Annotated in this window: 26 protein-coding genes and 5 pseudogenes; 30 read left to right on the forward strand and 1 reads right to left on the reverse strand. The window is 54.6% G+C overall.

Annotated features, from left to right (window positions below; all coding sequences use genetic code 11):
- The first annotated feature begins 190 nt into the window (after positions 1-190).
- From istA to GS12_RS16470, 9 genes and pseudogenes are all read left to right on the forward strand, one after another.
- Positions 191-1,732 (forward strand): IS21 family transposase, encoded by a 1,542-nt coding sequence (gene istA / locus GS12_RS16425; protein ID WP_034948898.1) that lies wholly within the window; start codon positions 191-193, stop codon positions 1,730-1,732.
- A gap of 14 nt (positions 1,733-1,746) precedes the next feature.
- The gene (gene istB, locus GS12_RS16430) at positions 1,747-2,493 is read left to right on the forward strand and encodes an IS21-like element helper ATPase IstB (protein WP_034948901.1); all 747 of its coding nucleotides are present in this window, start codon (positions 1,747-1,749) and stop codon (positions 2,491-2,493) included.
- A 468-nt stretch (positions 2,494-2,961) separates the two neighbouring features.
- A complete protein-coding gene (locus GS12_RS16440) occupies positions 2,962-3,327 on the forward strand; it encodes a hypothetical protein (protein ID WP_034948903.1) in 366 nt (121 codons plus the stop codon).
- 82 nt (positions 3,328-3,409) lie between these two features.
- Positions 3,410-4,057, forward strand: a complete 648-nt coding sequence (locus GS12_RS16445; protein WP_034948904.1) for a hypothetical protein — start codon at positions 3,410-3,412, stop codon at positions 4,055-4,057.
- A 98-nt stretch (positions 4,058-4,155) separates the two neighbouring features.
- Positions 4,156-4,521, forward strand: a pseudogene (locus GS12_RS16450) (ArdC-like ssDNA-binding domain-containing protein); the annotation flags it as partial.
- Positions 4,520-5,830: pseudogene (locus tag GS12_RS16455) on the forward strand (DNA topoisomerase); the annotation flags it as partial. The pseudogenes GS12_RS16450 and GS12_RS16455, both read left to right, overlap by 2 nt.
- Before the next feature lie 636 nt (positions 5,831-6,466).
- Positions 6,467-6,958: an STY4534 family ICE replication protein gene (locus GS12_RS16460; RefSeq protein WP_034948909.1), complete on the forward strand. Its 492-nt coding sequence runs from the start codon at positions 6,467-6,469 to the stop codon at positions 6,956-6,958.
- A 75-nt stretch (positions 6,959-7,033) separates the two neighbouring features.
- Complete coding sequence (locus GS12_RS16465) at positions 7,034-7,582, forward strand: single-stranded DNA-binding protein (RefSeq protein ID WP_034948911.1); 549 nt, start codon at positions 7,034-7,036, stop codon at positions 7,580-7,582.
- Between the two features lie 100 nt (positions 7,583-7,682).
- A complete protein-coding gene (locus tag GS12_RS16470; RefSeq protein ID WP_034948913.1) occupies positions 7,683-8,114 on the forward strand; it encodes a DUF29 domain-containing protein in 432 nt (143 codons plus the stop codon).
- A gap of 142 nt (positions 8,115-8,256) precedes the next feature.
- Here the strand turns inward: GS12_RS16470 and GS12_RS24980 are convergent, their stop codons facing one another.
- Complete coding sequence (locus GS12_RS24980) at positions 8,257-8,604, reverse strand: FxLYD domain-containing protein (RefSeq protein ID WP_034948916.1); 348 nt, start codon at positions 8,602-8,604, stop codon at positions 8,257-8,259.
- 165 nt (positions 8,605-8,769) lie between these two features.
- Between GS12_RS24980 and pilL2 the strand changes: the two genes are divergently transcribed.
- The 21 genes and pseudogenes from pilL2 (at position 8,770) to GS12_RS16570 (ending at position 26,307) form a co-directional block, all read left to right on the forward strand.
- Positions 8,770-10,023, forward strand: a complete 1,254-nt coding sequence (gene pilL2, locus GS12_RS16480; RefSeq protein WP_034948918.1) for a PFGI-1 class ICE element type IV pilus protein PilL2 — start codon at positions 8,770-8,772, stop codon at positions 10,021-10,023.
- 1 nt (position 10,024) lies between these two features.
- Positions 10,025-10,468 (forward strand): type IV pilus biogenesis protein PilM, encoded by a 444-nt coding sequence (gene pilM, locus GS12_RS16485; protein ID WP_034948920.1) that lies wholly within the window; start codon positions 10,025-10,027, stop codon positions 10,466-10,468.
- Between the two features lie 19 nt (positions 10,469-10,487).
- A complete protein-coding gene (gene pilN, locus GS12_RS16490; protein WP_034948921.1) occupies positions 10,488-12,161 on the forward strand; it encodes a PilN family type IVB pilus formation outer membrane protein in 1,674 nt (557 codons plus the stop codon).
- 2 nt (positions 12,162-12,163) lie between these two features.
- Entirely contained in the window at positions 12,164-13,444 is a 1,281-nt protein-coding gene (pilO2, locus tag GS12_RS16495; protein ID WP_407637864.1) for a type 4b pilus protein PilO2, read from the forward strand.
- A complete protein-coding gene (gene pilP / locus GS12_RS16500; RefSeq protein WP_034948922.1) occupies positions 13,431-13,928 on the forward strand; it encodes a type IV pilus biogenesis protein PilP in 498 nt (165 codons plus the stop codon). The genes pilO2 and pilP overlap by 14 nt, the downstream gene beginning before the upstream one ends.
- A gap of 7 nt (positions 13,929-13,935) precedes the next feature.
- Positions 13,936-14,133 (forward strand): annotated as a pseudogene (locus GS12_RS24840) (GspE/PulE family protein); the annotation flags it as partial.
- A pseudogene (locus GS12_RS24845) lies at positions 14,134-14,352 on the forward strand (TIGR03759 family integrating conjugative element protein); the annotation flags it as partial. It lies immediately after the preceding pseudogene.
- Complete coding sequence (locus GS12_RS16510) at positions 14,331-14,942, forward strand: transglycosylase SLT domain-containing protein (protein WP_034948923.1); 612 nt, start codon at positions 14,331-14,333, stop codon at positions 14,940-14,942. The pseudogene GS12_RS24845 and the gene GS12_RS16510, both read left to right, overlap by 22 nt.
- On the forward strand, positions 14,939-15,469 hold the full coding sequence (locus GS12_RS16515) for an integrating conjugative element protein (protein WP_034948925.1): 531 nt from the start codon (positions 14,939-14,941) through the stop codon (positions 15,467-15,469). Before GS12_RS16510 ends, GS12_RS16515 begins: the two co-directional genes overlap by 4 nt.
- The gene (locus GS12_RS16520) at positions 15,469-16,122 is read left to right on the forward strand and encodes a restriction endonuclease (RefSeq protein ID WP_084089748.1); all 654 of its coding nucleotides are present in this window, start codon (positions 15,469-15,471) and stop codon (positions 16,120-16,122) included. Before GS12_RS16515 ends, GS12_RS16520 begins: the two co-directional genes overlap by 1 nt.
- The gene (gene traD / locus GS12_RS16525; RefSeq protein ID WP_034948928.1) at positions 16,122-18,239 is read left to right on the forward strand and encodes a type IV conjugative transfer system coupling protein TraD; all 2,118 of its coding nucleotides are present in this window, start codon (positions 16,122-16,124) and stop codon (positions 18,237-18,239) included. The genes GS12_RS16520 and traD overlap by 1 nt, the downstream gene beginning before the upstream one ends.
- A complete protein-coding gene (locus GS12_RS16530; RefSeq protein WP_034948930.1) occupies positions 18,220-18,981 on the forward strand; it encodes a TIGR03747 family integrating conjugative element membrane protein in 762 nt (253 codons plus the stop codon). Before traD ends, GS12_RS16530 begins: the two co-directional genes overlap by 20 nt.
- A gap of 286 nt (positions 18,982-19,267) precedes the next feature.
- Positions 19,268-19,789 (forward strand): GNAT family N-acetyltransferase, encoded by a 522-nt coding sequence (locus tag GS12_RS16535; protein ID WP_034948970.1) that lies wholly within the window; start codon positions 19,268-19,270, stop codon positions 19,787-19,789.
- Positions 19,790-19,866: 77 nt separating this feature from the next.
- A complete protein-coding gene (locus GS12_RS23485; protein WP_072016910.1) occupies positions 19,867-20,298 on the forward strand; it encodes a bifunctional diaminohydroxyphosphoribosylaminopyrimidine deaminase/5-amino-6-(5-phosphoribosylamino)uracil reductase RibD in 432 nt (143 codons plus the stop codon).
- A gap of 195 nt (positions 20,299-20,493) precedes the next feature.
- Entirely contained in the window at positions 20,494-20,952 is a 459-nt protein-coding gene (locus GS12_RS16540) for a GNAT family N-acetyltransferase (RefSeq protein ID WP_034948932.1), read from the forward strand.
- 320 nt (positions 20,953-21,272) lie between these two features.
- Positions 21,273-21,590: an integrative conjugative element protein, RAQPRD family gene (locus GS12_RS16545; protein WP_034948935.1), complete on the forward strand. Its 318-nt coding sequence runs from the start codon at positions 21,273-21,275 to the stop codon at positions 21,588-21,590.
- On the forward strand, positions 21,581-21,826 hold the full coding sequence (locus tag GS12_RS16550; protein WP_034948937.1) for a TIGR03758 family integrating conjugative element protein: 246 nt from the start codon (positions 21,581-21,583) through the stop codon (positions 21,824-21,826). The genes GS12_RS16545 and GS12_RS16550 overlap by 10 nt, the downstream gene beginning before the upstream one ends.
- 141 nt (positions 21,827-21,967) lie before the next feature.
- A pseudogene (locus tag GS12_RS16555) lies at positions 21,968-22,837 on the forward strand (TIGR03752 family integrating conjugative element protein); the annotation flags it as partial.
- Between the two features lie 11 nt (positions 22,838-22,848).
- Positions 22,849-23,109 carry a DUF7446 family protein gene (locus tag GS12_RS16560; RefSeq protein WP_034948938.1) on the forward strand — a complete coding sequence of 87 codons (261 nt, stop codon included), beginning with the start codon at positions 22,849-22,851 and terminating at the stop codon, positions 23,107-23,109.
- Positions 23,096-23,512: a TIGR03751 family conjugal transfer lipoprotein gene (locus GS12_RS16565; RefSeq protein ID WP_034948940.1), complete on the forward strand. Its 417-nt coding sequence runs from the start codon at positions 23,096-23,098 to the stop codon at positions 23,510-23,512. Before GS12_RS16560 ends, GS12_RS16565 begins: the two co-directional genes overlap by 14 nt.
- Complete coding sequence (locus GS12_RS16570; RefSeq protein ID WP_034948942.1) at positions 23,512-26,307, forward strand: conjugative transfer ATPase; 2,796 nt, start codon at positions 23,512-23,514, stop codon at positions 26,305-26,307. The genes GS12_RS16565 and GS12_RS16570 overlap by 1 nt, the downstream gene beginning before the upstream one ends.
- Positions 26,308-26,310 lie beyond the last annotated feature (3 nt).

Here is a 26,310-nt window from a genome sequence, read left to right on the forward strand (position 1 = left end):
GTATTTTCATTAATGGAGATCACCCAATAACATCCATCGAGATCGGGTAATAACATTTGAGCAGATCGCTGAATAACATCGATGGAGATCACTTTTGACTCACTTTGTTATTCGGTGATCTCCATCGATGTTATTGGAACTTCACAGGTGTGTTGAACTGTATCTTTTGCCATTCCGGTGAAGGATACTTATGCCGACAGTTCCTATCTCTATGAGAAAACTCAAGGAAATACTCAGACTTAAATATGGTGCCGGACTCAGCCATCGTCAGATTGGCCGTAGTCTCGCGATCTCCCCCTCTGTCGTATCCAGGTACGCCAATCGGGCGGCCCAGCTTGGTATTAAGCAGTGGCCGTTGCCCGCAGAATGGGATGATGCAGCGCTAAAGCATGCGTTCCTTCAAACGCAGGTGAAGATGAAGAAGCACTCCCTGCCAGACTGGGCTGCAGTGCACAAAGAGCTGCGTAATAAATGCGTGACGCAGCAACTGCTCTGGGAAGAGTACAGTGAGCGAAACCCTGGCGGTTTTTACAGTTATAACCATTACTGCCGGATGTACCGCGAATGGCTGAAAACGACCTCGCCATCGATGCGCCAGGTCCATAAAGCTGGCGAAAAGCTCTTCGTTGATTACTGTGGGCCAACCGTTGACATTATCAACCCTGATACCGGGGAAATAAGAACCGCGCAAATCATCGTGGCCGTTCTCGGGGCGTCAAGTTACACATGGGCAGAGGCCACCTGGTCCCAGCAGCTTGAGGACTGGGTTATGAGCCATGTTCGCTGCTTCCAGTGGCTTGGCGGTGTTCCTGAGCTTGTTGTTCCGGACAATCTGAAAAGCGCCACGTCACGGGCCTGTAAGTATGATCCTGACGTTAATCCGACCTACCAGCAGATGCTCGAGCACTACAATGTTGCCGTCATACCCGCGCGGCCGCGTAAACCAAAAGATAAAGCCAAAGCAGAAGTGGGCGTTCAGGTTGTTGAACGCTGGATCATGGCCCGTATCAGGCATGAAACCTTCTACAGCCTGGCGTCGCTTAATCAGCGCATCCGTGAGTTACTGGAAAGGCTGAATAGCAAGGTAATGCAGAAGCTGGGTTGCTCGCGGGCCGATCTCTTCATCCAGCTTGACAAACCAGCGCTGAAACCACTCCCTGAGGCGGGTTACAGCTACACCCTGGTGAAAAAAGTCAGGGTCCATGCTGATTACCATGTGGAGATCGACAAACATTACTACTCGGTACCCTGTTCGCTTCTGGGCTTACAGCTGGAAGCATGGATCTCGGGTGAACTGGTCAGACTGTTTAATCAGGGGCAGGAAGTGGCGGCACATCCCCGAAACCGTAACTATGGCTACAGTACCCGTGAAGAGCATATGCCGGAGGCTCACCGCCAGCACGCCACCTGGACACCGGAACGGCTTCTGGAGTGGGCCGGGCGCGTTGGCAGTGAAACTCATGACTACGTCCTTCATATCCTGAACTCCCGACCCCATCCGGAACAAAGTTACCGGTTCTGCCTGGGGCTTCTGAACCTGCACAAAAAATACAGCAAAGCCAGACTTAACGCAGCATGTGCCCGGGCGCTGAAAACTCAGGTATGGCGGCTTGCGGGAATAAAATCGATCCTGGAAAAAGGTCTGGATAAACAGCCAGTTCCTGAAAATAAACCTGACCAGCTGTCAACGCTGGAACATGAAAACGTTCGCGGCAGCAAATACTACCACTGATACGGAAGCCAATAATGAACCATCTTTACGAACAACTGACGGAACTGAAACTCACGGGCTTCCGCGATGCACTAAAAAACCAGATCGCACAACCTGGTGCATACCTGGAGCTGGGGTTCGAAGAACGCCTGTCGTTACTGGCTTCAGAAGAACTGACCTGTCGAGAAAACAGGAAAGCAGAGCGCCTGGTGAAACAGGCGCGGTTCAGACTCAGCGCCGAGTTATCAAAACTGGATTACCGCAGCAGCAGGGGCCTGGATAAGGCCCTCATCCGCTCACTCGGGCAGGGAAACTGGCTGAACCTTAAACAAAACCTGTTGCTGACGGGGGCGACAGGCAGTGGTAAAACGTATCTGGCCTGCGCGCTTGGCCATAATGCCTGCCGACAGGGATATAAGGTCTACTACTACCGTCTGAAAGCACTGATGGATCTGTGTTACCAGGGGCATGCAGACGGAAGATACAGCAAACTGCTGACAAAACTGAATCATAGCGATCTGCTGCTTCTGGACGACTGGGGACTGGAGCCTCTGTCGTCAGAACAACGCAGCGATCTACTGGAAATAGTGGATCTGATGTACCAGCGCGGTTCAATCATCGTCGTAAGCCAGTTGCCGGTGGAAAGCTGGTACAAGATGATCGGGGACTCAACACATGCCGATGCCATCCTGGATCGGCTGGTTCACGGGAGCATCAAGATAGAACTTAAAGGAGAATCAATGCGAAAAATACAAACCACGTTGACCGAAGGAGATCGGTGAAGTTAATGTAAAAATGGTTCTGTGAAAGTGACACGAACCGATCTCCATCAATGTTACTCACCGATCTCCTTCATGGTAATACGCAACCACGCGTCCAACCGTAATCTGCCCGAGCCGAAGGTAGCCGAAAACTTTAGCGAGGCCTGGCAGTACATGCATACAACTAAAGTGAAGGGTCTGTTCCGTACGCGGTATTACCATATTTTCAGGCACCGCATGCATCCGACAGCCGGCAACGTCTGTCTGAAAATACCGGTCAGCGACAGGTTCGACCCGGCGCAGCTGGTCAGAAGCTTTCAATCCTGACTTGCAGTCATCTGCCGGTGACCATCGCCTGAGACAGGCGATGGTCCTCACACCCCATATGTACTGAACGGCTGGTAATTACAGCCGGCAAATGTTGTGAATCCTGACGGGGATATCTCTCCGTCGGAGGGGATATCCCGTTACTTAACTGAGGATATACCCATGTACGCAGACGTTTACACACTCAAGACACCTCTGGACACGCTCAGCTGGCTTTGCCTGCTTGAGAGCGAACTTCTGAGCATCAGGGCATTTCAGCGTCTCGGCCTTCATACGGACCGGGATGAACCGAATGAACTGACGTATCCGGAAGATGCCATCATTAACGCCGGCACAGCCTATGGCTGGTTTGTCTGTTTTCTCAGGGACGGTGATATTCCACCGCTGCCTGCCTCTGCCAGAGAACTTCTCTGCACCCTTGACGGTCTCGGTAAAGAAATTAACCGGCCTTTCTGGGAGCAGGCTGTGGCCCGCGGGCAGGATGAGGCCTGTGGTGACAAAGCTATCGCTGCCCTCGAAATGATGTAATCAGACAGAACACACCCTGACGGGGATTGACTCCCGTCCGGGGGATAAATCCCCCTTTTTTTTCTTTGCGGAGGATTTATCAATGAAAGACCTGTCTTCATCCCCGGCTTCCATGTCGGTTGTTTATACCATCAAGCACGTCAGCACGGTTCCGTTACGTCACTGGCATGCTTTCGTCCTGGCCGTAACAGAAACGTTCTGGCAACTGCCGGTGCGTCTGCGCCCGGGAAATATGTATCTGCCGTCGCTTAACCGCGCGGCTGACCTGTTTCCGGTTGCTGATGTCATGGCGTTCTGTGGCGATTCAGGCGCCAGTTTCTGGCCGGTCAACATGACCATTGAGCGAGAGCGCAGCAATAATACGCTGAGTATTCAGGAGCTGGATTTTCAGCATCAGCCCTGCGATTTCTTTGCGCGTGTTGTGATGGTCCTGCTGCACAATCTGTGTCCGGGCAGCTTCCGGATACATTCTTCTGACGAAGGGCGCAGCTGGGCAATACCGTTGCGCTGGATTGAGCGTCATATTGGCCTGCCTGAGCAACCGTCACTGACAACGCCTCAGCCGGTACTGCAAACGCCGGTGAGTGAGGGTGCGTTTGATTCCCTGCTGCTGCTGCTGCTCTCCGGTGGTGAGCGGGTGCTGAGCAGTGAGGACTGGAATGCCTTCGTACTGGCGGAGTTCCATCTGTACGAACTGAAGCGCGTCACTGAAAAAACTGACGCGCTGTAATCTTTTTTCTTTCGCTCACCCTGAGTGAGTTTTCCCGTCGACGGGCGTATCACTGCGCCCGCCGGCGCAGGGGTATGCCTCTGATAAAGGTATATCTCATGAAAAAAACGACTTCACGCAAGGCGGCTCGCCGCCCGATAAAACAGACTGACCTTTATCGTCAGATCACCGACCGCATTGTTGTCGCCCTGGAAAACGGCGTCGCGCCCTGGCGTAAGCCGTGGCGTGCAGCTGCCGGCAGCGGTCTGGACGGTCTGCCCCTGAACGCCACCACCGGACGTCACTACAGCGGTGTGAATGTCCTGCTTCTCTGGATGTCAGCGGAGGAGCAGGGTTTTCCTAATAACCGCTGGTTGACTTACCGGCAGGCGCAGCAGGCTGGCGGGCAGGTGCGTAAGGGTGAGAAAGCCACCCTGGCGGTGGTTTACAAGGACTGGACGAAACAGGCGGAAGACCGTGAAGGTACCGGCAAAGGTTTATACCGATGAGGAAAAGCGCTGCGTTCACCAGAATATTGCGCAGCAGGTAGCTCAGCTCTGCCGGCAGACCGGCCGGGCTGTCGTCACGGAGTGTGAGACGAAGCGGGAAAAGGTTGCAGCTCCTGTGGCTTTTTCGCTCGGTTCCCTGCAGCAGGCCTGCGGCAGGCTGTGGGACATGTCGCCGCAGCAGGTGCTGGATACCGCACAGAGCCTGTATGAAAAGCACAAGGCGACAAGCTATCCCCGCACCGACTGCGGTTACCTGCCTGAATCCATGCGGGAGGAAATCCCCGGCGTGCTCGATGCCATTGGCCGTACAGACCCGGAATGCGTGCCGTTGCTGACCCGTCTTGACCGGGCATTTATTTCGCGCATCTGGAATGACAAAAAAATTAAGGCACACCATGGCATTATCCCCACCCGAACCGCATTTCAGCTGTCGGCACTTACTGATCCTGAGCGTAACGTCTATCTTCTTATCCGTCGTAACTACCTCGCCCAGTTCCTGCCCCTGCATGAATCCGACATCACCCGGCTCCAGTTCGACATCGGTGGGCAGTTGTTCCGTACCACTGGGCGGACCGAGGCGATTAAGGGCTGGAAAGTTCTCTTCGAAAAAGCTGGAGATGAAGATGTGCAGGAGGATGACGAAGCAGCGCAGGTGCTGCCACCGCTCTCTCAGAATGACGTCTGCGCCGTGACAGATGCTGAGGTTTCGCAGCTGATGACTCGACCGCCGCCGCACTACACCTTTGCTACGCTGATTGGTGCGATGATGAACGCCGCCGCTTTCGTTACGGATATAGCGCTACGTAAGGTACTGAAAGATAATGCGGGTCTGGGGACTGAGGCCACCCGTGCGGGCATCATTGAACAGCTGTTGAATCGACGCTTTATTGTGCGTAAAGGCAGCAAGCTGATGGCAACAGAATTGGGTACTGACGTGATTGATGCGCTTCCCCCGCAACTGACTGAACCCGGTATGACCGCGCTCTGGGAACAGGCTCTGGACGAGGTCGCTGCAGGGCGCATGTCACTTAACGACTTTTTGCAGCGGCAGGCCGGCTGGACGCGCAATCTTGTCGGTCAGGGCGCGCAGCAACGGGTGAATATTCGCGTGCCTCCCTCCCCTCCCTGTCCGCTGTGCGGAAGCAAAACCCGCCTGCGAAAGGGACAAAAGGGGGAGTTCTGGAGCTGCCAGCGCTATCCAGGGTGCAAAGGCGTTATTAATATTTGCGGCAGCAAAACCAGACGCCCCCGAAGACCTAAGTCTCCTGAATCAAAGAAGAATTAATCTGTTGTCTCCGATTGCGGGCCATCAGGGGCTTTGCTATTGTGGCACCGGCTCTGAAGCCGCACCCCGTGACTGCGGGTTCCGTCAGCATCTAATGCATGTGCTGCCGGAATACAGTCTCACCGGACCCGTCCACACCTGAACGGGAGCCGGTAAGGCACGAAAACTCCGTGAAAACCGTGCCGGGAACTGAACACGCCAGCGGAGCTACTGTAAAATACAGCTTAACATTAGGTCGAAGGTGCAGACCTCAGGAGGCGGTGCCATATGGTGCCGCTTTTTTTATTTTCAGGTAGTGATGATTTTTTGCGCGCTGCGACGTTGACAACCGCGGCGCCTGAATGAATGATACAGATGCTTATCGTTGTCTCTCCTACAACTGCCAATGTTCCGGTGATTTGAGAGGAGCGCCTTCGGGTAATCACATGCCAAAGCCATCAGAACCTGAGAGATGGCGCTTTAGAGCGGTTCTAAACCTGTTTAACCTTTGCAAACAGGGACCTGTTAACCAGGTAAAGGTCCACTTCACCAATTCAGCCGGTCGGCAAAATATGCTGACCTCCCTGCGGGAAACATTTCCCGCACGGGACAAATGTTTCTCCGCAACCTGTTCAGTTCTACTCCGGAGAAAACATCATGACTGCAACTAATCAAACCCCTGCTTCAAATGGCTCTGCTTCTGGGAATCAGAAAAAAGAGTTCTTCAACCTCAATGTCAGCGGTATCGGTTATCTGAACTCGATACGTCGCGTTCAGGGCCCTAACGGTGAATTCACCTGTGCCGTCATTAACGCTCTGACCGGCCCTACTGACAACGCTTCCTATACCCGGTTTGATGTCACCATCGCGGGTCCGGAGGCGACCAAACTTATCAATCGCTGTCAGAAAGCCGTTGATGAGGAAGAAAAGGTGCTGCTTGGATTTGTACTGAGCGGACTGAAAGCCGATGTGTTTACCCTCCAGTCGGGTGATCACGCCGGTGAAAGTCGCCCTTCCCTGAAGGCCCGTCTGATAAAGGTGGAATTCATCAAGAAAGGCCAGGAAGTGGTTTACCAAGCACCCAATGCTTCACAGACGCCGGAATCCGGTTCATCTGCTCCGAAAGAGTACGATCCGAACTCATTCTAAGCGTCACGGACACACCACCGGAACACATCCCGGTGGATGTGCTCCTCTCAACTCCATTCTTAAGAGGAAATCATTATGTCCGCACGCGGCGTCAACAAAGTCATTCTTGTCGGTAATTTAGGACAGGACCCCGAAGTACGCTACACGCCAAATGGTAAAGCCGTGACTGGATTAAGTCTGGCCACATCAGAATCATGGCGTGATAAACAGACCGGTGAAAACCGTGAAAATACCGAATGGCACCGTGTCGTTCTGTTTGGCAAGCTGGCTGAGGTTGCCGGTGAATACCTGCGTAAGGGTTCACAGGTTTATATTGAAGGCCAGCTACGCACCCGCAAATGGACGGATAACAGCGGCACCGACCGCTGGACAACCGAAGTCGTTGTGGGGGTTAACGGAACGATGCAGATGCTGGGAGGTGGTCGCAATAACAGCTCCAGCACCAGTGGAAATAATGCGCAATCAGGTCAGCAGAGCGGCTGGGGACAACCTCAGCAGCCACAGCAGACTCCGTCAGCGCCACGAAATCCGCAGAATGAGCCTCCGATGGATTTTGACGATGACATACCGTTCCTCGGACACGGTTATGGCATCTGCAGAAAAGCCATTTATGCCATTTCCTAACGGATTCAGTTAATTATACCCTCTCATGCGCCAGTTTAGTCTGGCGCTTTTTTCTTCTATAATGATGTTCATTAATCAGGAATGTCACTGGAGATCTACCATGAACACACGCTACGAAGCTGACGTTGTTGCCTGGGCTCAGGAGCAGGCAGCTTTACTCCGTGCCGGTCGGTTCTCTGAGATTGATATTGCTAATATCGCCGAGGAGATCGAAGACGTGGGCAAAAGCGAAAAGCGGGAGCTGGCCAGCCGTATGGCCGTTCTGCTGGCGCATCTTCTCAAATGGAAGTTTCAGCCAGGCCGTCGTGGGTCAAGCTGGCAGCGAACCATCAAAGAGCAAAGAAAAGCACTGGCATTACATATAAAAGGCACTCCGAGCTTAAAAACGGCTCTTACCGATAGTGACTGGATTGCTGCAGTATGGGCAGATGCAGTCTCTTCTGCAGCTCAGGAGACACAGCTTGATGTTTTTCCTGAAGATTGCATCTGGGAAATGGGACAGATCTTGTCTCAGGAATACTACCCGGATTGATTTTGTCAGCCTGTCTTAAGACTAAGCGCCATCATGGCGCTTTTTTTTGTCCTGAATTTCCTGGTATTTAGTCAGTTATCGGAAACCCGTCCATGACATGAAACTTGCTTTTATGGCGTGGACGGGTTGCCCCGAAGGGGAGTTATTTTTCTGTTGCCAGCACTTCGGTCAGTTTGAACGAATCGGGCTGCAGCTGGATACTGTTGTAAATAGCGTTAATAGTAAACTTCTGACCAGGTTCGATATTACTGGCCATATCTACAGCCTGCCCGATGACGACGTCATTTTTAAGCAAATTAAATTTAACGATAATATTGCCGAGCGTTTTACCACTGGTATTTTGTCCCAGCCCTTGAATGTTCTGAAGACCGTTTTGCGTTTTCTGGAAGTGCAGGTCACTTACCGCAACTTTGTTGCTGGTCGCGGCCAAAGCTGCTGAGCTGGTAATGAAAGCCGCGGCGAAACAGATGGCTGATAATTTTCTTTTCATAACACCCTCTTGATGAGTAAACCTTAATGTGACGAACTGTCACTTTTCTTCTATCGGCCGTCAGTACTTTATTCTTCAATCTGAACTCAGAGTTTCACATTGCCCGCTTTTTCATCACCGCCAGAATAGCACTCCTGACTAAGACTATCCCTGGGGTGAATCCTGATGGCAGTACCTTCAAGACGCGCGGCAACGGGAGCCGGCCTGCTCGCCTGCTCTGTCATGTTAGCCAGCTGCAGCAACCCGGCTTCTGACCCTGCGCCATTAACTCATGGGCGTTATCAGCAGCCTGCACGTTTCGATGACATTTACCGCAATCGTGCCCCTGAAGTGGTGCGCTACGATCGCTACACGCTCGTCAGTACGCGCCCGGATGATGCACAGCGCGATCCTCTCAATCAGATTATTGATATCACGATGCCTGCACAGCTGGTTAACACAGTAGGAGAAGGATTTCGCTATCTCCTGCTGGAATCAGGTTATTCACTGTGCTCAGCCATGACTTCTTCATTTTCGGAACTTCTCAGCCGTCCGCTTCCCGCTGTTCAGCGCGATATTGGACCGGTTAAGCTGAGCGAGGCGCTGCAAATTCTTGCCGGCCCCGCCTGGCGGCTGAAGGTGGATGAAGTCAACCGTGAAATTTGTTTTGTGCTGCGCGATCAGTACCGCCAGTTTGACGCAGCGGCTGCAACGCCCCCCCCGGCAAAGAGCCTATCGGCAATTAACCCGGTTCAGCCGAAACCCGTTCAGTCAGCGGGCCCAGCCGTTCCGGAAAATGCTTTACCCCGTAACCCTTTCACAGGAGAAACCCTGCCGGCTGCCGTCCCAAAAACAGCGTTGACTCCACAGAATCTGGCCGTGCCGTCACCCATGCTGACAACCAGCGGACCCCAGAAAGCGCAGAAATCAGCGAACAATCCGCCGCTATTAGCTAAGGCACCGGTTGCTAAATTGGCTCAGCAGCACGGTTCTCAGGCTGTGGCAGTTCGTCCGCCGGTAGTCACACAGACTACAGTGAATGCCACACCGAAAGCTTCCTCTGTGCGTCCTGTCACAACGCTCCCTCCCGCGCCGCCTGTGAGCAGCCAGACGGTAGCCTCTCCCATTCCGGGCACACCTGTTACCGTCGCCCCGGTGGGTCAGACATGGCGGGCAGAACCGGGTTCAACCCTGAAAGAGACACTCACCGGCTGGGCTTCGAAGGCGCCGTGCAGTAACGGCGGTAACTGGGTCGTTATCTGGCCGGTATCGCTTGATTACCGCATTGATGCCCCTCTGATTTTCCACGGCAACTTTGAGTCGGTGATGGTTCAGGTATTTGACCTCTATCGCAAGGCCGAAAAACCGCTGTTTGCTGAGGCAAACCGCATTCAATGCCTGATTTCCGTCAGCGACACCCCTGCGGGCGGGGGGCACTGAGATGGGATTCGCGCTGCCGGTTCTGGTGTTTTGTCTGGTCATTGCGCTGATGGCGGGTGATGCGCAGCGTCATTCGTCAGAACACGTCCGTGCGGCTGTCCAGCAAACGCTGCCGGATCAGTTGGCCGCAGACATGCTACGTACGGCCGATGCTGTCAATAACTGGCGCCATGGTCGCACGGTTGCCGATGGTGCTATTACCCCCGCTCAGACAGGCATGATGCCTGCGCCTGACAGCCGAATTCAATCCGTCATTCTGAACAACCGACTCTGGGTATGGGTCCCTGCTACTGACGGCGTTTTTGCCGCCCTGCGAAGCCAGTCAGTGACCTCAGCGCTGGCGCTGACCGTAAGCGGCGGTCGCCTGCGCATGGCTGACGGCACCGATATGAGTCTTTCCCTGCCCACCGGAATAACGGAGGGCAGCATTGTTTACCTCAATTAACCACCTCAGGGAGCTGCGGATGCCGCGTATACCTTTCTGCCTGACAGCGCTGGCCACCGCGTTCGTGCTGTCATCCTGTTCGCTGACAGAAATCAGCAAAATGGACAAAGAAGCTTCAGGACAGGCTGACACTGCTCAGCGGGTGTTGCAGAGCCGACAGTCAATGACCCAACCTACCGTCGTCTGGTCCGACAAACCCTGGGTTAACCTGCAGCCGGTTGCGCCCGTCGTATCCACGCCGGACGAAAAAAATCTGCCTGCCTGCCAGATAACGATAAACCGTCCAGACGGTATATCACTGCCTGAGCTTGGACAACGCATTACCGCGCTTTGCGGCATCAGGGTTTCCATCACGCCGGATGCCTTTGCGGCACTCAGTAACGTTTCAACCGGTAGCTTGACCACCTCGCAGATGAATGGTCAGCTCCCTGCGCCTGATGATAATGGTCGCGTACCACTATCACAGATCGGCTCAGCATCAGGGCAGGCTGCACCTGTTCAGCAAAGCACTGCCCTTGTCCGTGGTATCAAATTCCAGGGCGATGTACGGGATCTGCTGGATGTTGAAGCCAGCGGATACGGTCTGTCCTGGCGTAGTGACCGCAGCGGCGTGTATTTCTACCAGCAGGATACCCGCACATTCCAGCTCGTCATTCTCAATACCAAAGTCAACAGCAGCGCCTCAATCAACTCTGGCTCCGGTAATCAGCTTGGCAGCGGAGGGGGAACTACCGGTGGCACGACCGGTGACATCAGCTCGAACCAGAAGACCGATTACGGTATGAACAGTGACCTGTATGATGATATCCGTAAAACAATCGATCAAATGTTGACACCAAAATCAGGCAGATTCTGGCTGTCTGCCGCCACGGGTACGCTCAGCGTGACGGACACGCCGGATGTGCTTGACCGTATAGGACGCTACATCGAATACCAGAACAAAGTCCTGAGTCGTCAGGTTCAGCTAAATATTCAGATAGTCAGCGTCAGCCAGACGCGTAATGAGCAGCTGGGACTGGACTGGGGGCTGATTTATAAATCCCTCAATAACTTTGGCGCCAGTCTGACCGGCTCCATGGCCAATGCATCCACATCTGCTGCCAGCGCGGGCATTTCAATTCTCGATACCGCCTCAGGTAACGCTGCGAAATTCTCCGGCTCCAGCCTGCTTATCAAAGCGTTGTCTGAGCAGGGTAACGTCAGCATGGCGCTGAATCAGACTGACCCGACCGCCAACCTGACTCCGGTGGCCTACCAGCTTTCCAGCCAGAAAGGCATCCTCTCCAGTTCCAGCTCGACGGCCACGGCGAACGTTGGCGTCACCTCATCAATGACTACGACGACCATTACCACCGGGCTGTTCATGACCATGCTGCCGTTTATTCAGGAAAACGGTGACGTGCAGCTGCAGTTTGCCTTCAGCTATACCAGCCCGCCGCAGATTGAGAAGTTTATCAGCGCCGACGGCAATACCCGTAATGACCTGCCTACAACCTCTACCGAAGGCCTGGCACGCAAGGTGAACCTCCGTTCCGGGCAGACGCTGGTGCTGACCGGTTCGGAACAACAGAACGTCTCCGCAGACAAACAGGGCACCTTTACGCCAGGTAACTTCATTCTGGGCGGCGGTCAGACCGGCTCCCGCGGCCGTACCACGCTTGTCATCATGATCACTCCTGTTCTGCTGAGGTAAACATGCCAGCAATGAAAAAATTAAGCCTTCGTACCGGCGTCCGGATTATGCATCAGCGTCGCGACTGGATGGCCGGAATGCACTGGGAGCCGCAGCGAAACGCTTTGGCCACCCGGTTTCGCAGCCAGTCCTCTCCCGATACGCACTTTGTTGCTGCCGGGCGCGGGAATGCATCGATGCAGGGGCTGGTTTCTCCGGGCCGCGCGCGCCGTCATATTCATTCCCTTGCCGTGGCGTTTCTGCTCACCGAGGGCGGGAAAGCCTGGGGGATCTACCGTCTGAGTCACGAAGAGGATATGTGGGTGTTCTTTGCCGCCATCGGCGGTCAGCTTTCGGTGATGGGCGACGTGACCGGCTCGCGAGCCACCATTGAACTGGCTGCAAAAAATTTCCTGCGGTTCAACGACGCCGATGCGCCGGGATTAAGGTGTGCCGCGACGGTGGACGACGATCGCCACGCCAGTACGCTGACTGACAGACTCAGTCGCACCCAGCTTAAGCGCTGCCGGCTGCGTAAGCGCGTCACTGCGATGGCGGTTATCCTGCCGGTGGTCCTCGTGACCCTTGCATTGGCCTCGGGTATGTACTGGTACGACACCGCCTCTGAGAAAGCCGAACAGGCGGCTGCGATGGCGGCGTTTCGCGCCCGCCTGGCCCTTAAGCCTGAAAAACCGGCCGTGCCCGCACGCGCACCGCACCCGTGGGCCTCGCAGCTTCCCGTTTCTGTGCTGCTCAGCAACTGCTGGCTCACCCGTGAACCTGTTTTTGCCTCCGTGGCCGGCTGGCGATTTACGGATGGCGAATGCGTGCCGGAAGGGCTGCGTTTGCGGTTTATTGCCACCCCCGGCGCAACCGTGGAGGACTTTTCCCGCCGCGCACGGGAGCTGCTGGGGCACTCAGCCGTCTTTAACCTGCAGGAGGGCGGCAAAAGCGGCGACGTTTTTATTCCCTTCAAACGCACCTCACCCGCCGGACTTACGGACGAAGCGCTCCCCGGTGCTGACGCTCAGCTCATGCGATTTATTTCCCATCTGCAGCGACGGAATCTCGACGTGAAGTTTACTGAGGTGAAGCCGCCGGCTGTCACGCCGGGTCAGGAAAAAAACACGCCTCCGCAGGACTGGCGGGAATTCTCGTTCTCAGTCAGCTCTCGCCTGCAGCCTGAGCGGCTGCTTCAGGATTTTGATGCCACAGGGCTACGCCTGACCAGCCTGTCCATCACCATGAGCCCGCAGGGGCAGTTCGACTACACGATGAAGGGGAGCGTTTATGCGCAGAATTAATCCCGCCGGCAGGGACTTGCTGCTGGCCGTTCTGCTCTGCGGAACGACACTGCCGGTACTGGCCGCCGACCCACTGCCACCCAACGTCACGCTTGGTGAGCTTGAAGCTGCACAGGCGCGAAACCTCATCCTTGAGCAGAAAGTTCAGACAGCCCGCCTCGAGCAGCAGCTGCGTGAAAGCCAGTCCGGGCAGAGCACCGACCGGAATTATCTGGCCACTGCCGCTCAGCCTGCCATGCCACTGATGGCGCAGCCTGCCCCCTCACAGCAGACCGTGTCAACTGGCGCGGAGAAGCGCGCCGGCAGTGTGCGGCTTCAGGAGATTTACGGACGTGGTAATCAGTTACGTGCCCGTATTGTGCTCCCCGATGGGGGGGTGACAGAGGTGGTGAAAGGGGATCAAATCCCGGGCACCACAAAGCGTGTCACTGAGGTCACGTCCACGCTTGTGCGCCTCAACGACGATTCTGAACTCTCCTTCTGAGGCCATGATGACACCTGATAAAGAGATTATGGATTTTGTATACGCTGAACGGCTGCCCGCCGGTGGCGTGACGCTGCTGATTGATGGTAACCGACGAAAAGAAGCGGCGATTCAGCGCTGGGTAATGGACGTCACACGCCATTATCCGGCCGCGACAACCGAGTTTGTGACCCTGAGCGAACTGAACCGACGTCGGGAAGTGGCTGTGGCCGACAACCGGCCGGTTGATATTTATCTGGTAGGAGACAGCAGCGACGAAGGCATCAGGACATGGGCCATTAAACACAATATTCCGGTAGATAAAGTCCGCAGCCGCCAGATTACTCTGAACCATGATGGCGGCCTGTGGATGCGCTACGGTCAGGGTCAGATGCCGGTCATTCTGCAGCAGGGAGAAAACGGATGGCAGCTTGCCGCATTCTGATGTTCTTTACTGTCCTGCTTTTTGCCACGGGGTCCGCCTTGTCTGCAGAGCTGCAAGTTATTCCCGATGCTTACCGGCAGATTGCAGCAGCTGAACGTGTGCCTGCTGAATCACTGTATTCACTGGCCATGGCAGAAAGTACCCGCCAGACCGCATGGGGGGCTAAGCCCTGGCCATGGACAATAAATGTGGCGGGAAAAGGATACCACTATGAGACGCGGGAGCAGGCCTTTTCGGCACTTATGGGGTTTATGCAGCGCTGGCCCCTGAAGAACATTGATGTCGGCATTGCGCAGGTCAATCTGGGCTGGAACGGGCATTTTTTTCCGACGTATCGTGATGCTTTCGACCCCTATACCAACCTTCGCGCTGCCGCCCGGATACTGAGAGCCTGCTATGACGCCCGACCTGGCAGCTGGCTGCGGGCTGCGGGTTGTTACCACCATCCTGCGGGCGGGCAACACGCAGCGACCTATATGGCCATCGTTCGTCGCAAACTCAGTCAGATCGCACAAGCCAGTATACCGGCAGGCTCAGCTCAGCCTGTGGCGCTGGCCCGCTCAACGCTCACCTGGATTGAACCTCAATGAAAAAACTCTTTCGTCAGGCTTTTACTGTCTCACTCCTTTCAGCCGTTATGGCTGTCGCCTTCAGTGCATGCGCCTCGCTCACCGTCGTGGGCGATTCAGGTGGTGAGCCAACTGCCCCCCTCTTTGACGCCATCAATGCCGGTCAGAACAACGATACCGGCATGCCTGAGTCATTGCCACAGCCGCCCGCCTCCCTGAGCATTTCCGATATGCTGCCGGTGAGTACGCCGGAAATGTCTCCGGGGGTTGTGGCATCCCGACCGCTGAACCTTCCCGGTATGCCGCCGGTGTTTGTGCTGGGTGATGACGTGGCTTCACGTCAATGGCTGCAGCAGCATGCTGCATCACTCAGCGGCATGCAGGCAACCGGCATGGTGATAAGCGTCCAGGATGAGCAGGGTTTAAACACTCTGCGTCAGCTGGCGCCGGGCGTGGCTATGGTGCCCGTCAGCGGTGGCGACCTGGCTCGCCGGCTGGGGGTGAATCACTACCCCCTGCTTATCACCGCAACAGGAATATCACAGTGATGCTGGTCATTCTCATCGCCGAGCTGATGAGTCAGCACAGGGGGATGCTTGTTATGGTACTGGCAGTGGCACTGGCAATTGTCATCACAGTGTTAAGGCCGCGTTCGGTCAGCCAGCGTCGCCATCACCGCTATCAGAAACAGGCGGCCCGGGCACTGCTTCGTCTGCCGCAGCTGCGTAATGACGCGGCCAGAATAACCTGGCTTCGTAAGATGAACCCGTACGTATTCGAAGAAATGTTGCTGACGGCGATGTCCCGACAGGGGCTGCGCATACAGCGCAACGCACGATACAGCGGTGACGGTGGTGCTGACGGTCAGGTCTGGATAAACGGTCAGCGCTGGCTGATTCAGGCTAAGCGCTACAGCGATACCATCAACGCCGCGCATGTCTCTGCATTCGGTCTGCTGATCGAGACTGAACGGGCGTCGGGGCTGTTTGTACACACCGGCCGTACGGGTGAAGTGAGCAGAGATGCATTCAACCGCTATCCAGGTATCAGGCTCATTAGCGGTCAGCAACTGCTCTGGCTGCTCGCAGGCAACCGCCGATGGATGGACAAGTTCGCCGGTAAGACTGAGCAACCGACACCCCCCCGTGTTGTTACACCATCGGCTTTACCTCTGTCACGCTCTGCCCAAAAGGAGCACTAATGAGCAATGATTATGTCATGGAGTCTTTGCTCCGTCCGGCCGTAGAAATGTATTCCGCAACCGTCGCTGCAAGCGCGACCTGCATCTGTCTGACAGCCCCGTGGGCGGTGGCGCTTGCGCCTTCCGTCAGTTGGGTGACTGCAGCGGGTTTTGGGGTGCTGGCCCTGAAGCGCACCCGGCAGGGCCTGAAGATATTGCGCTATCGCCGCAACATCCGCCGTCTTCCCCGCTATGTTCTCACCAGTGAACAGATACCCGTCAGCCGCCGCCACCTTTTTTTAGGTAAGGGGTTCCGGTGGTCAGCTCGCCACACACAGCGGCTGATGGAAGCGCGTCGCCCGGAGTGTGAAGTGTATGTTCAGCCTTCAGTGCTGTATCGCATGGCGCGTGACGTGGAAAAAAAGATGGAGTACAGCCTCCCCTGGCTGTGCCGCCTGACGCGGACTGATTCAGCTCTTAACCCTTTCCGTCCGTTGCCTCCGGTTGGCGGCAGTCCGGTTTATCATGGTGTCGAACCTGATGAAACCGCTGTCACCTATGATCTTGGCGAGCGCGTAGGGCATATGCTGGTAATTGGCACTACGCGCGTGGGCAAAACCCGGCTGGCAGAGTTGCTCATTACGCAGGATATCCGGCGGAAAAATGCGGCCGGCGAGCATGAGGTTGTCATCGTATTTGATCCTAAAGGCGATGCGGACCTGCTACGTCGTATGTACGCAGAGTCTCATCGAGCGGGGCGTCAGGATAATTTCTGGGTGTTTCACCTGGGCTGGCCTGATATCAGCGCACGCTACAACGCAGTAGGAAGGTTCAGTCGTATATCTGAGGTGGCATCCCGCGTGGCCGGTCAGCTCTCTGGTGAGGGTAACTCTGCCGCATTTCGTGAGTTCGCTTGGCGCTTTGTTAATATCATCACGCGCGCGCTCGTCGCTCTGGGGCAGCGGCCAGACTACAGCCTCATTCTCCGCTATGTCACCAACATCGGTGAACTCTATGAAACCTATGTCGATAATCTGCTGAGTGAAAAAGCGCCGCAGCTTATGAATTCTGTCGAGGCGCTGCTGAGCAACGGAGTAAGCGACAAGGACCTGCCTCGCCATCTTCAGGGCAGACCCAATGGCGCAAAGATATGGGTGTCCGAACAGGTACTGGGGAGCCCTGAGGGTAAAAAGCTCTGGGACCCCGTGCTGGACGGGCTTCGCAGCGCGGTTCAGTATGACCGGACCTATTTCGATAAGATTGTCGCCTCACTGCTGCCATTACTGGAGAAGCTGACAACGGGTAAAACGGCAGCGCTTCTTGCCCCGGATTACACTGACCTCAACGACCCCCGGCCGATTCTGGACTGGCACAACATTATCAAATCGCGCGGCGTGGTCTATGTCGGGCTCGACGCCCTCTCTGATCCTGTTGTGGCCGCCGCCGTGGGTAACAGCATGTTCGCTGACCTCGTATCCGAAGGCGGTCACATTTATAAATTCGGTCTCGGTGATGAAGATGAGGGCCAGTCGTCAAAAGTGGCCATTAACCTGCACTGCGATGAGTTTAACGAACTGATGGGGGATGAATTCATCCCGCTCATAAACAAAGGCGGCGGCGCCGGTTTTCAGGTGACGGCTTACACGCAGACACTGTCTGATATTGAGGCCCGCATTGGCAGCACGGCCAAAGCCAATCAGGTTGTGGGCAACTTCAATACCCTGGTGATGCTCCGTGTGCGTGAGAAGAATACAGCCATGCTGCTCACCGATCAGCTTCCGGAAGTGGACGTCTACCAGAAAACGCTGACTTCCGGGGTTACCGACGTGTCCCGTCCTGGCGAAGGCACGGATTTCAACAGTAACGTCAACGATCAGGTGAGCCTGATAAAAACGCCAATGATAAGCCCTGCCGATATCATCAACCTGCCCAAGGGGCAGGCATTTGCGCTGCTGGAAGGCGGCCAGCTATGGAAAATTCGTATGCCGTTGCCGGCAGATAACGACGACCCGCATATGCCTGCCAGTCTGAAACATCTCGCTGACAGCATGGAGAAGAACTACCACACGGGTGAAACGTGGTGGCCTGGCGGTGACCTGGTGTTTACGGGGGGATCGGATGTCACAGCAGGACAGTGAAAACGGGCAGCGCAGCCAGCCAGCTCGTCAGCGGCAGTCTGGCCCGATAGGCATGCTGCTGTGGGATTTTCCGATGGGTCTTATTGGCATTTTGCTGGGCTCATTGCTGGTCAGCCTGCTGATTGAGTACGCCTGCATTGCTCTGCTTTGGCCCGATGAAGGGGCTGCACACAGCTACCGCGTCATGCTGGCAGAGAGCCGGTGGCTGTCAGAGGGGTACACCCGTAGCCTGCTGATGAGCGCGCCGGTCGAGACCGTCAGTCGATGGGTACATGTGGCATGGCAGTGGCTTTTTGTGGACAGCGGATTCAGCGGCTGGCTGCAGTCGTTCAACTCCCTGAGTAAAAAGGGAAGTGGCCTTATTCCGGCGCTGAACGGCGTTGGCGTTTCCATGGTCATCTGGCTTGAGGTCTATCTTCAGGCAACGGTCTGGGTCACGCTGATTTTCTTTATCCGGGTCATGATCCTCTTTTTGAGTCTACCTCTTTTTGCACTGGTGATCATAACGGGCGTGGTTGACGGACTGGTCCGGCGTGACCTGCGGCGCTACGGTGCGGGTTATGAATCAAGCTTTGTCTATCACCACGCAAAACGTTTCATCAAACCCGCGTTGTACGGCCCCTGCATGCTTTATCTGGCATGGCCTACTGCAGTATGGCCAAACCTGTTACTCCTTCCATCAGCATTACTTGTCGGCGCAGTACTGGCTGTAGTGACCGGGTCATTTAAAAAGTATCTCTAAAATCTCTCCAAAGTAGCAGTTTCGGGACTATGCCCGGAGGCCCGCAGCTGGTGCGGGCTTTTTTTCGCGCGGCGTGCTGGTCAGGGAGCGCATGGGCATTTGCATTCGCTTTACTGACAGTTTGCATTTTACCTGACCATCGCCACCAATGTTGAGGAGGTAAACATGGCATTGCTTGACTGGCTGCTGTGTGCCAAAAGCGGAAATTGTTGTAGTTGCTCGGGAGAGATGAACCATGCATGGTGGTATAGCAACTGCATTGAAAAGCTACGATTGGGGGGAAGTGATGACTGCTCAGCAAGCGCCTCAACTTGAAACAGCCCGACTGATTTTAAGGCAATTTGCGCTCGGCGATTTTCCAGAGCTTATGGCGAGCTGGGCTACTCCTGAGATGGCTAGAATTAATGGCGGTGAGAATCCAACGGCAGAAATCGTTTGGTCACGCTTACTACGCTATATCGGGCACTGGCATGCATTAAGTTATGGCTACTGGGCAGTTATTGAAAAAACAACAAATCGTTACATAGGTGCATTTGGCTTTCAAGATGCCCATCGCGATATCATCCCTGCGCTAAAATACCCTGAAGCTGGATGGACGTTAATTCCCGAAGTCAGGGGAAAGGGTTATGCGTCTGAAGCACTGACAGCAATTTTACTTTGGGCCGATCAGACATTTTCCTCTCCAGTGTGCTGTATCATTGACGAAGAAAATAAACGCTCAAATTATCTCGCTGAACATTTTGGTTTCGAGTTTCAAGGGTATGTTAACTACCATGGTAAGCAGGTACGGATGCTTATACGCTCGTAGGCTATTTGTTTGTAGACATTATTATCAGAATCCTTAAAACAGACAGTAAATGACTTACGCAAGAAGACGGACAGTGGATGAGTGAAGAACTGAAATTCATGTTGTTGGCGCTTGAGCACTCCCGCCAGGCATTACCAGAATGCAGGCCTAATCCACCGGTAGGGTGCGTGATTGTTCATAAAGGAGATGTGGTCTCGAAGGGATACACACGATCCCCAGGCCATAATCATGCTGAAATAGATGCAATTTCTAGACTAAAGTTTCCAATTAGGGAATGTGAAATCTTTGTCACGCTTGAACCCTGCTCTTTCCAGGGAAGAACCCCATCATGTGCATTAACACTTGCAGAGTTGAAGCCAAGACATGTCTATGTAGCTTTAGAAGATCCTCACCCTAGAAATAGGGGTGAAGGGCTCAATATATTAAAGAATGCAGGTATCAGTTTCACGTTAGGTCTTGGCAAACAAGAAGTAGAGGACTTTTTGTCACCCTATTTAGTGAGGTCATGACCTGCTCCCCTTTGATTCACACAGAACGCTGTTAACAATATCCGTTGATCGCTCACTGCTGCCCTTGTAGCTTTGCCTACGACATGAGTGCCAAAAGAGGAAGCTCCGCTCGGCCCCTCTTTTAAATGCTTAAAACAGTCATAGATGGAACAGTATGTTAGATTCATCGGTTGATAAATAAATCGAGGATAGCGAATGTTCAGCATTTCAGAAGTAGATAAAGGTGATTCTGAACTGGCTAGGCTCGTCAGCGAGCTCGATGCCTTTCAGAGCGAATTGTATCCTGCAGAAAGTAATCACTGCTTAGACCTTTCAACAGTCAATGAAGAGCAACTCCGGTGCGTCATCGTGCATGATGAAGGCGGAACTCCTGCGGGTTGTGGTGCTTTACTCTTTCAGGCAGATGGGTCAGCTGAGATCAAACGGGTATATATTCGACCGCAATACCGGGGCAGGAAGCTCGGAGAACAGATACTCAGTGCAATTGAGACAATTGCTTCAGAAAAAAATTCGTTCCTATTACGGCTCGAAACAGGGATTCACCAGCTCCCGGCGATAGCATTGTATCGCAACTGCGGTTTCAAGATATGCGATGCATTCCCCCCATATGCAGCAGACCCGCTAAGTGTTTTCATGTACAAGGAACTTCCTTAACTTCACGTTGTTAAGGCATAGGGATGTTATGTTCTAAATGATAAAAAAACACTCAGTGGTCATCAGCAAACGTCTGCTGATCGCTCATAGCTGCCTGTCAACCTGATTGCATTTTTGTTGGCGATGGTCAAATAAAATGCAAACGGTTAGTCAGGTCACATAGCAATTACGCACCTATACCGAGATTATTTAGATGTTAACGGTCAGAAGCATCAAAACACGTCATGCTGTTTTTCTTCACATTAGCATTAAGAATTTCCTGCTGTAAGGCTTTCCCCTTTACGTCAATCTCCCGACGACCAGTTAACCGGGAGATCCCCATGCGTCACACCAGAAAACTCATTGTACTGCTGATAGCCACACTTCCCGTTCTGCAGTGCCATGCATCAGAGAAAGACGAGCTGGCGCAGGTTTTACGTCAGTTGGATCAGGTGCAGGCCGGTCTGGACCGGGCGCGTGTGGTGGCCAATCAGACCCAGGATGCCCGTTTTTATTTCGATTACCAGCAGGCAACGCGCGACATCTCCACCATGAAGCAGGGTATATCGACCTATCTTGAACCTTCTCGGGCACAGCCTGCATCCCGCCAGTCCTCAGTTACCGGCCAGTATCGTGCTGAGGAACCCGCATGGCGATGAACGGTGCGCAACTGAACGGCTGGAGCGCGGGGACCGGCAGCAGCCTGACTCCTGGGCAGCTGAATACTCTCATTCTCGGCACGCTTGCGGTCGTAATTCTGCTTTTCTGCGCCTGGGCGCTGGTTCAGGCATATCGCGGGGTCGTATCAAAATCCGTGACGTTCCGTCAGTTCAATGAGCTCGCCGTCAGGCTGGTCGTGCTTTACCTGTCGATGCTCTTTCTGTTTTTCCACTGAAAGGATAAATCAATGAAATCCAAGTTACTCAGGTTTTACCACTCTGCTTTTGCGCGGACGGGGCTACTGCTTTCAGGATTAATGTCTGCCGGACAGGCTCTGGCAGACCTTCCCTCTGTTGAGCAGCCCACGACAGGAGGTGGTGTCTCGTTTGCCACATCGTTTGGTGATGTGGGTCAGGCGGGAAAACAGGCTGCCGGCAATACTGCCGCAGCGGTGCAGACTCAACTCACGGATGCACAAAAGGCCACCGATCCAGTCTATACGCTACCGGAGAACTCAACGCTGGTCGGGAGCCGCGCGATGACAGCACTCCTGGGGCGTATTCCGATTGATGGCAAAGTCACGGATCCCTATCCCTTTAAAGTCATGATTGGTAAAGACAACCTGACGGCTAATGGCATCGAACTGCCCGACGTGCAGGGCGCTATTGTATCCGGGACCGCCACTGGTGACTGGACGCTGTCCTGCGTGCGCGGCTCCATTACCAGCATTACGTTTGTCTTTACCGACGGTACCGTCAGAACGCTGCCTTCTCCCGATGGCCAGAACAGTGGCGGCACCCAGAACAGTGGTAATGCGAACGGCAATAACAGCAGCATCGGATGGCTTTCAGACGATAACGGCATTCCATGCATCTCCGGTACGCGTAAAAGCAACGCCTCAACCTACCTGCCGACCATCGCAGGGCTTGCCGCCGCGGGAGCTGCGGGTGACGCATTTGCGCAGAACCAGAATACCACCCAGACCAACGCCTACGGTGGCGTGACTTCGTCTCTCACCGGTGATGCCGGTCAGGCCGTGCTGGGCAAAGCGCTCTCAGGTGGTATGAGGGAAACGATCGACTGGGTTAAAGCCCGCTACGGACAGACCTTCGACGCCATCTATGTCCCACCTGGTCAGAAGGTCGCTTTACATATCACGCGCCAGCTGGCCATCGATTATGAAGAAAAAGGCCGCAAGGTTAAATATGACTTCAGCCTTGCCGGTAATGGCACAGGAATGGACTGACGGGGAATTCAATGCAAAACACCCATTTAGAATACAGGGTGGGGTATACCCCACTCGGTGGAAGACTTTATGCGGGCTTTGTCCGCAAAGACAACGGAAAGTGGGAGGGGATTCACCACGATGTGACGGACTGCGCCATTTTCGCGGTAGGTCAGAAACTGGCACGGGAACGCAAAGATGTGCGTTATTCCCTTCCGGATGGACGGGTGATACAGGTGTCTGCTGTGATAACCGGGGCTGAAACAACGGAGGAAGACCATGCAAACCGCTAAATACCACCGTATGTTACCTCTGATATTTTTGCTGCCCCTTCTGCTGGCCGGCTGCAGCACGTCAAAGGATGAGATGCTGCCGCCCGGTGACAGCTCTATGCTCGAGCTGTGGAACGATGGCGCCTCCGCCTCCCACGCCACGGGAGAAAGTCGTACCACCCTGCGCCGGCCCGTGACGGACTCTGAGCGGACGATCGCTCAGCAGACTCGTGAAAGTTACAGCCGCACGCAGGAAAACGAAATCCAGCAGACGTTTCCTCGCCTGCCTAATCCCGACATGGTGATGTACGTCTTCCCGCATCTCGCTGAGGGCAATACGCCAGTGCCCGGTTACAGCACCGTCTTTCCTTTTTACAGCCAGGTACAGTACGCGTTGCCCGGCGAGCGCACGGAGGATTTGTAATGGCTTTTTCACTTTTCCGTCGCAGGGCGGAAGCTGAGGCACCGCACCAGTACGGTGACGGCCCGTTTTCTGTTAACGGACATGAGCCGCTGACCCGCGAAGGACGTCTGACCCGCCGTGATGAAGCGACCCTGTACAGTACAGCCCCGTCCATTATCGATCACATCCCATGGGGAGAATATCTCCCGGCGCACGAGTGCATCCTCCTCGATGACGGCGTTTCGGTAGGCGCCGTTTACGAAATCATTCCGGTCGGAACCGAGGGGCGTCCGGATTCGCGACTCGACGAAATTCGCGACGTGGTGGAAAACGCCCTGCAGGACAGTCTCCCGGAGCTGGATGCCCATCAGTGGGTAGTACAGTTCTATTGCCAGGATGAATCAGATTTGACTGCCTACATGGATAATATCCGGGGTTATGTCAAACCTGGTGCGCAGGGAACCGCATTTACGGAAGCCTGGCTCAGCGAGCAGGCCCGTCATTTGCAGAACGTGGCCAGTGAAAAGGGACTCTTCGTAGATGATGCGGTGACCGGTGCGCCCTGGCGCGGTCAGATCAGGCGAACCCGAATGGTGATCTACCGCTGGGTTGAATCTCCATACCGTGACCCGATGGCGCCTGAAGTACTGCTCAAACAGGTATGCGATCGACTGACTTCCGCACTGAGTGGCGCCGGAATTCGGTGTCAGCGTCAGAATGGAGAGCAGATCCACAGCTGGCTACTGCGCTGGTTCAATCCGGATCCGAAATGGGTAGACAAGGCCACGCTGTACCGCTGCGCAAAACACACCGACGATGCGCCCGGCGAGCTGCCGTTGCTAAATGATTTCAGTGAAAGCCTGTGGTTTACCCGCCCCCGCAGCGACGGGGAGAAAGGCGTATGGTGGTTCGATGATGTGGCGCACAAGGCCGTCCCCGTTGCCAGACTGCGCAACGCCCCTTCCACCGGACATCTGACCGGAGAGGTAAAACGTGGTGATAATATCAATGCCATCATGGATCTGCTGCCGGAGGGGACGGTGCTGACCCTGACTCTGGTGATCCATCCGCAGGATAAACTGGAGGAGACATTTGCCCGCCTGAGCCGCGATTCAATGGGTGAAAACGTGGATTCCCTTCGCGCGCGTGAAGACGCCGCCACGGCACGTACCTACCTGGGCAATAAACATAAGCTTTATCGCGCCGCCGTTACGCTGCTTATCAAAGCGCGGGATCTGCCTTCACTTGATCGGCGCTATCTCGATCTCAGCAGTAAGCTGCTCAACTGCGGGCTGGAACCGGTAAACCCTGAGCATGATATCGGTCCGTTGAGTACCTATATGCGCGCCTTACCCATGTGCTTCAATCCGGCGCAGGACCGTCACAACTGGTATACCCGGCTAATGTTCGTGCAGCATTTTGCCTGTCTGGTACCGGTGTATGGACGAGATACCGGCACCGGCAACCCCGGCTTCACGTTCTTTAACCGGGGAGGCGGACCCCTTTCGGTCGACCCACTGAACAGGAATGATCGTACGCAGAATGCCCACCTGATGCTGTTCGGGCCCACCGGTGCAGGTAAGTCTGCAACGGCACTTGTTAAGCTTGCGCAGATGATGGCCATTTATCGCCCCCGTATTTTTCTGATTGAAGCGGGCAACAGCTTCGGACTTTTTGGTGATTACTGCGCGTCTCTCGGCCTCAGCGTTCACCGGGTGAGCATCAAGCCCGGAAAAGTCATCTCGCTTGCGCCGTTCGGAGATTCTCATTTGCTGATGCAGGTGAAACCGGACGCGCTCATCATCAGTGAAGACGCGCTTCCTGATATTGATGATGAAGATAAAGATGAAGAGCGGGATGTGCTGGGAGAGATGGAAATTGCTGCCCGGCTGATGATTACCGGTGGAGAAGCTGCTGAAGAATCCAGGTTAACGCGCGCAGACCGCGGCATGATACGTGAGGCCATCATGATTGCGGCCAGAACCGCGTATGATGAAGACCGGCAGATGCTGCCTGAAGACCTGATGTTTGCACTGCAGAATATTGCCCGGGATATTAGCCACGGTGAAGACGGCCGCGAAAAACGCACCGCTGCGCGTCGCTCCCGCGCAGAGGAGATGTCAGAGGCGCTGCGGATGTTCACGGAAGGATTTGAAGGTGAACTCTTCAACCGTCCCGGCACCCCATGGCCAGAGGCGGATGTGACAATCGTTGACCTGGGTACGCTGGCCCGTGAGGGCTATGAAGCACAAATGGCGGTAGCCGTTATTTCCCTGCTGAACACCATCAACAATATCGCCGAGCGCGACCAGTACAGCGACAGGGATATCATTGTACCCATCGATGAGGGACATATTGTGACCACGAACCCGCTGTTGGGTCCCTATGCCACCAAAATTGCCAAAATGTGGCGAAAGCTGGGGACATGGCTCTGGATATTCACTCAGAACCTTGAGGATTTCCCGGACACGGCTAAAAAAATGCTGAACATGGCGGAGTGGTGGATATGTCTGGTAATGCCTCCGCAGGAAGTGGAGCAGATTGCCCGTTTCAAGACACTCACGGATGAACAGCGTGTCATGCTGCTCTCTGCCACCAAGGTGCCGCGAAAATATACCGAAGGGGTCATACTTTCAGAAAAAGTCCAGGCCCTGTTCCGTGCAGTTCCGCCCAGTCTGTATCTGGCTTTAGGGATGACTGAAAAACCGGAAAAAGCCGAGAGACGGCAAATCATGAACGAATTAAATTGCAGTGAACTTGAGGCTGCGTTTCATGTTGCGCGCCGACTTGATGAAAATCGCGGACTGAGTATTTGACAG

The sequence above is a fragment of the Erwinia oleae genome (genome assembly GCF_000770305.1).
Taxonomy (GTDB): domain Bacteria; phylum Pseudomonadota; class Gammaproteobacteria; order Enterobacterales; family Enterobacteriaceae; genus Erwinia; species Erwinia oleae.

What these genes read in the sequence shown, in the direction of transcription:
- istA (WP_034948898.1), top strand. Translation starts at nt 191, where the DNA reads ATGCCGACAGTTCCTATCTCTATGAGAAAACTCAAGGAAATACTCAGA.
- istB (WP_034948901.1), top strand. Translation starts at nt 1,747, where the DNA reads ATGAACCATCTTTACGAACAACTGACGGAACTGAAACTCACGGGCTTC.
- GS12_RS16440 (WP_034948903.1), top strand. Translation starts at nt 2,962, where the DNA reads ATGTACGCAGACGTTTACACACTCAAGACACCTCTGGACACGCTCAGC.
- GS12_RS16445 (WP_034948904.1), top strand. Translation starts at nt 3,410, where the DNA reads ATGAAAGACCTGTCTTCATCCCCGGCTTCCATGTCGGTTGTTTATACC.
- GS12_RS16460 (WP_034948909.1), top strand. Translation starts at nt 6,467, where the DNA reads ATGACTGCAACTAATCAAACCCCTGCTTCAAATGGCTCTGCTTCTGGG.
- GS12_RS16465 (WP_034948911.1), top strand. Translation starts at nt 7,034, where the DNA reads ATGTCCGCACGCGGCGTCAACAAAGTCATTCTTGTCGGTAATTTAGGA.
- GS12_RS16470 (WP_034948913.1), top strand. Translation starts at nt 7,683, where the DNA reads ATGAACACACGCTACGAAGCTGACGTTGTTGCCTGGGCTCAGGAGCAG.
- GS12_RS24980 (WP_034948916.1), bottom strand. Translation starts at nt 8,604, where the DNA reads ATGAAAAGAAAATTATCAGCCATCTGTTTCGCCGCGGCTTTCATTACC.
- pilL2 (WP_034948918.1), top strand. Translation starts at nt 8,770, where the DNA reads ATGGCAGTACCTTCAAGACGCGCGGCAACGGGAGCCGGCCTGCTCGCC.
- pilM (WP_034948920.1), top strand. Translation starts at nt 10,025, where the DNA reads ATGGGATTCGCGCTGCCGGTTCTGGTGTTTTGTCTGGTCATTGCGCTG.
- pilN (WP_034948921.1), top strand. Translation starts at nt 10,488, where the DNA reads ATGCCGCGTATACCTTTCTGCCTGACAGCGCTGGCCACCGCGTTCGTG.
- pilO2 (WP_407637864.1), top strand. Translation starts at nt 12,164, where the DNA reads ATGCCAGCAATGAAAAAATTAAGCCTTCGTACCGGCGTCCGGATTATG.
- pilP (WP_034948922.1), top strand. Translation starts at nt 13,431, where the DNA reads ATGCGCAGAATTAATCCCGCCGGCAGGGACTTGCTGCTGGCCGTTCTG.
- GS12_RS16510 (WP_034948923.1), top strand. Translation starts at nt 14,331, where the DNA reads ATGGCAGCTTGCCGCATTCTGATGTTCTTTACTGTCCTGCTTTTTGCC.
- GS12_RS16515 (WP_034948925.1), top strand. Translation starts at nt 14,939, where the DNA reads ATGAAAAAACTCTTTCGTCAGGCTTTTACTGTCTCACTCCTTTCAGCC.
- GS12_RS16520 (WP_084089748.1), top strand. Translation starts at nt 15,469, where the DNA reads ATGCTGGTCATTCTCATCGCCGAGCTGATGAGTCAGCACAGGGGGATG.
- traD (WP_034948928.1), top strand. Translation starts at nt 16,122, where the DNA reads ATGAGCAATGATTATGTCATGGAGTCTTTGCTCCGTCCGGCCGTAGAA.
- GS12_RS16530 (WP_034948930.1), top strand. Translation starts at nt 18,220, where the DNA reads ATGTCACAGCAGGACAGTGAAAACGGGCAGCGCAGCCAGCCAGCTCGT.
- GS12_RS16535 (WP_034948970.1), top strand. Translation starts at nt 19,268, where the DNA reads ATGACTGCTCAGCAAGCGCCTCAACTTGAAACAGCCCGACTGATTTTA.
- GS12_RS23485 (WP_072016910.1), top strand. Translation starts at nt 19,867, where the DNA reads ATGAGTGAAGAACTGAAATTCATGTTGTTGGCGCTTGAGCACTCCCGC.
- GS12_RS16540 (WP_034948932.1), top strand. Translation starts at nt 20,494, where the DNA reads ATGTTCAGCATTTCAGAAGTAGATAAAGGTGATTCTGAACTGGCTAGG.
- GS12_RS16545 (WP_034948935.1), top strand. Translation starts at nt 21,273, where the DNA reads ATGCGTCACACCAGAAAACTCATTGTACTGCTGATAGCCACACTTCCC.
- GS12_RS16550 (WP_034948937.1), top strand. Translation starts at nt 21,581, where the DNA reads ATGGCGATGAACGGTGCGCAACTGAACGGCTGGAGCGCGGGGACCGGC.
- GS12_RS16560 (WP_034948938.1), top strand. Translation starts at nt 22,849, where the DNA reads ATGCAAAACACCCATTTAGAATACAGGGTGGGGTATACCCCACTCGGT.
- GS12_RS16565 (WP_034948940.1), top strand. Translation starts at nt 23,096, where the DNA reads ATGCAAACCGCTAAATACCACCGTATGTTACCTCTGATATTTTTGCTG.
- GS12_RS16570 (WP_034948942.1), top strand. Translation starts at nt 23,512, where the DNA reads ATGGCTTTTTCACTTTTCCGTCGCAGGGCGGAAGCTGAGGCACCGCAC.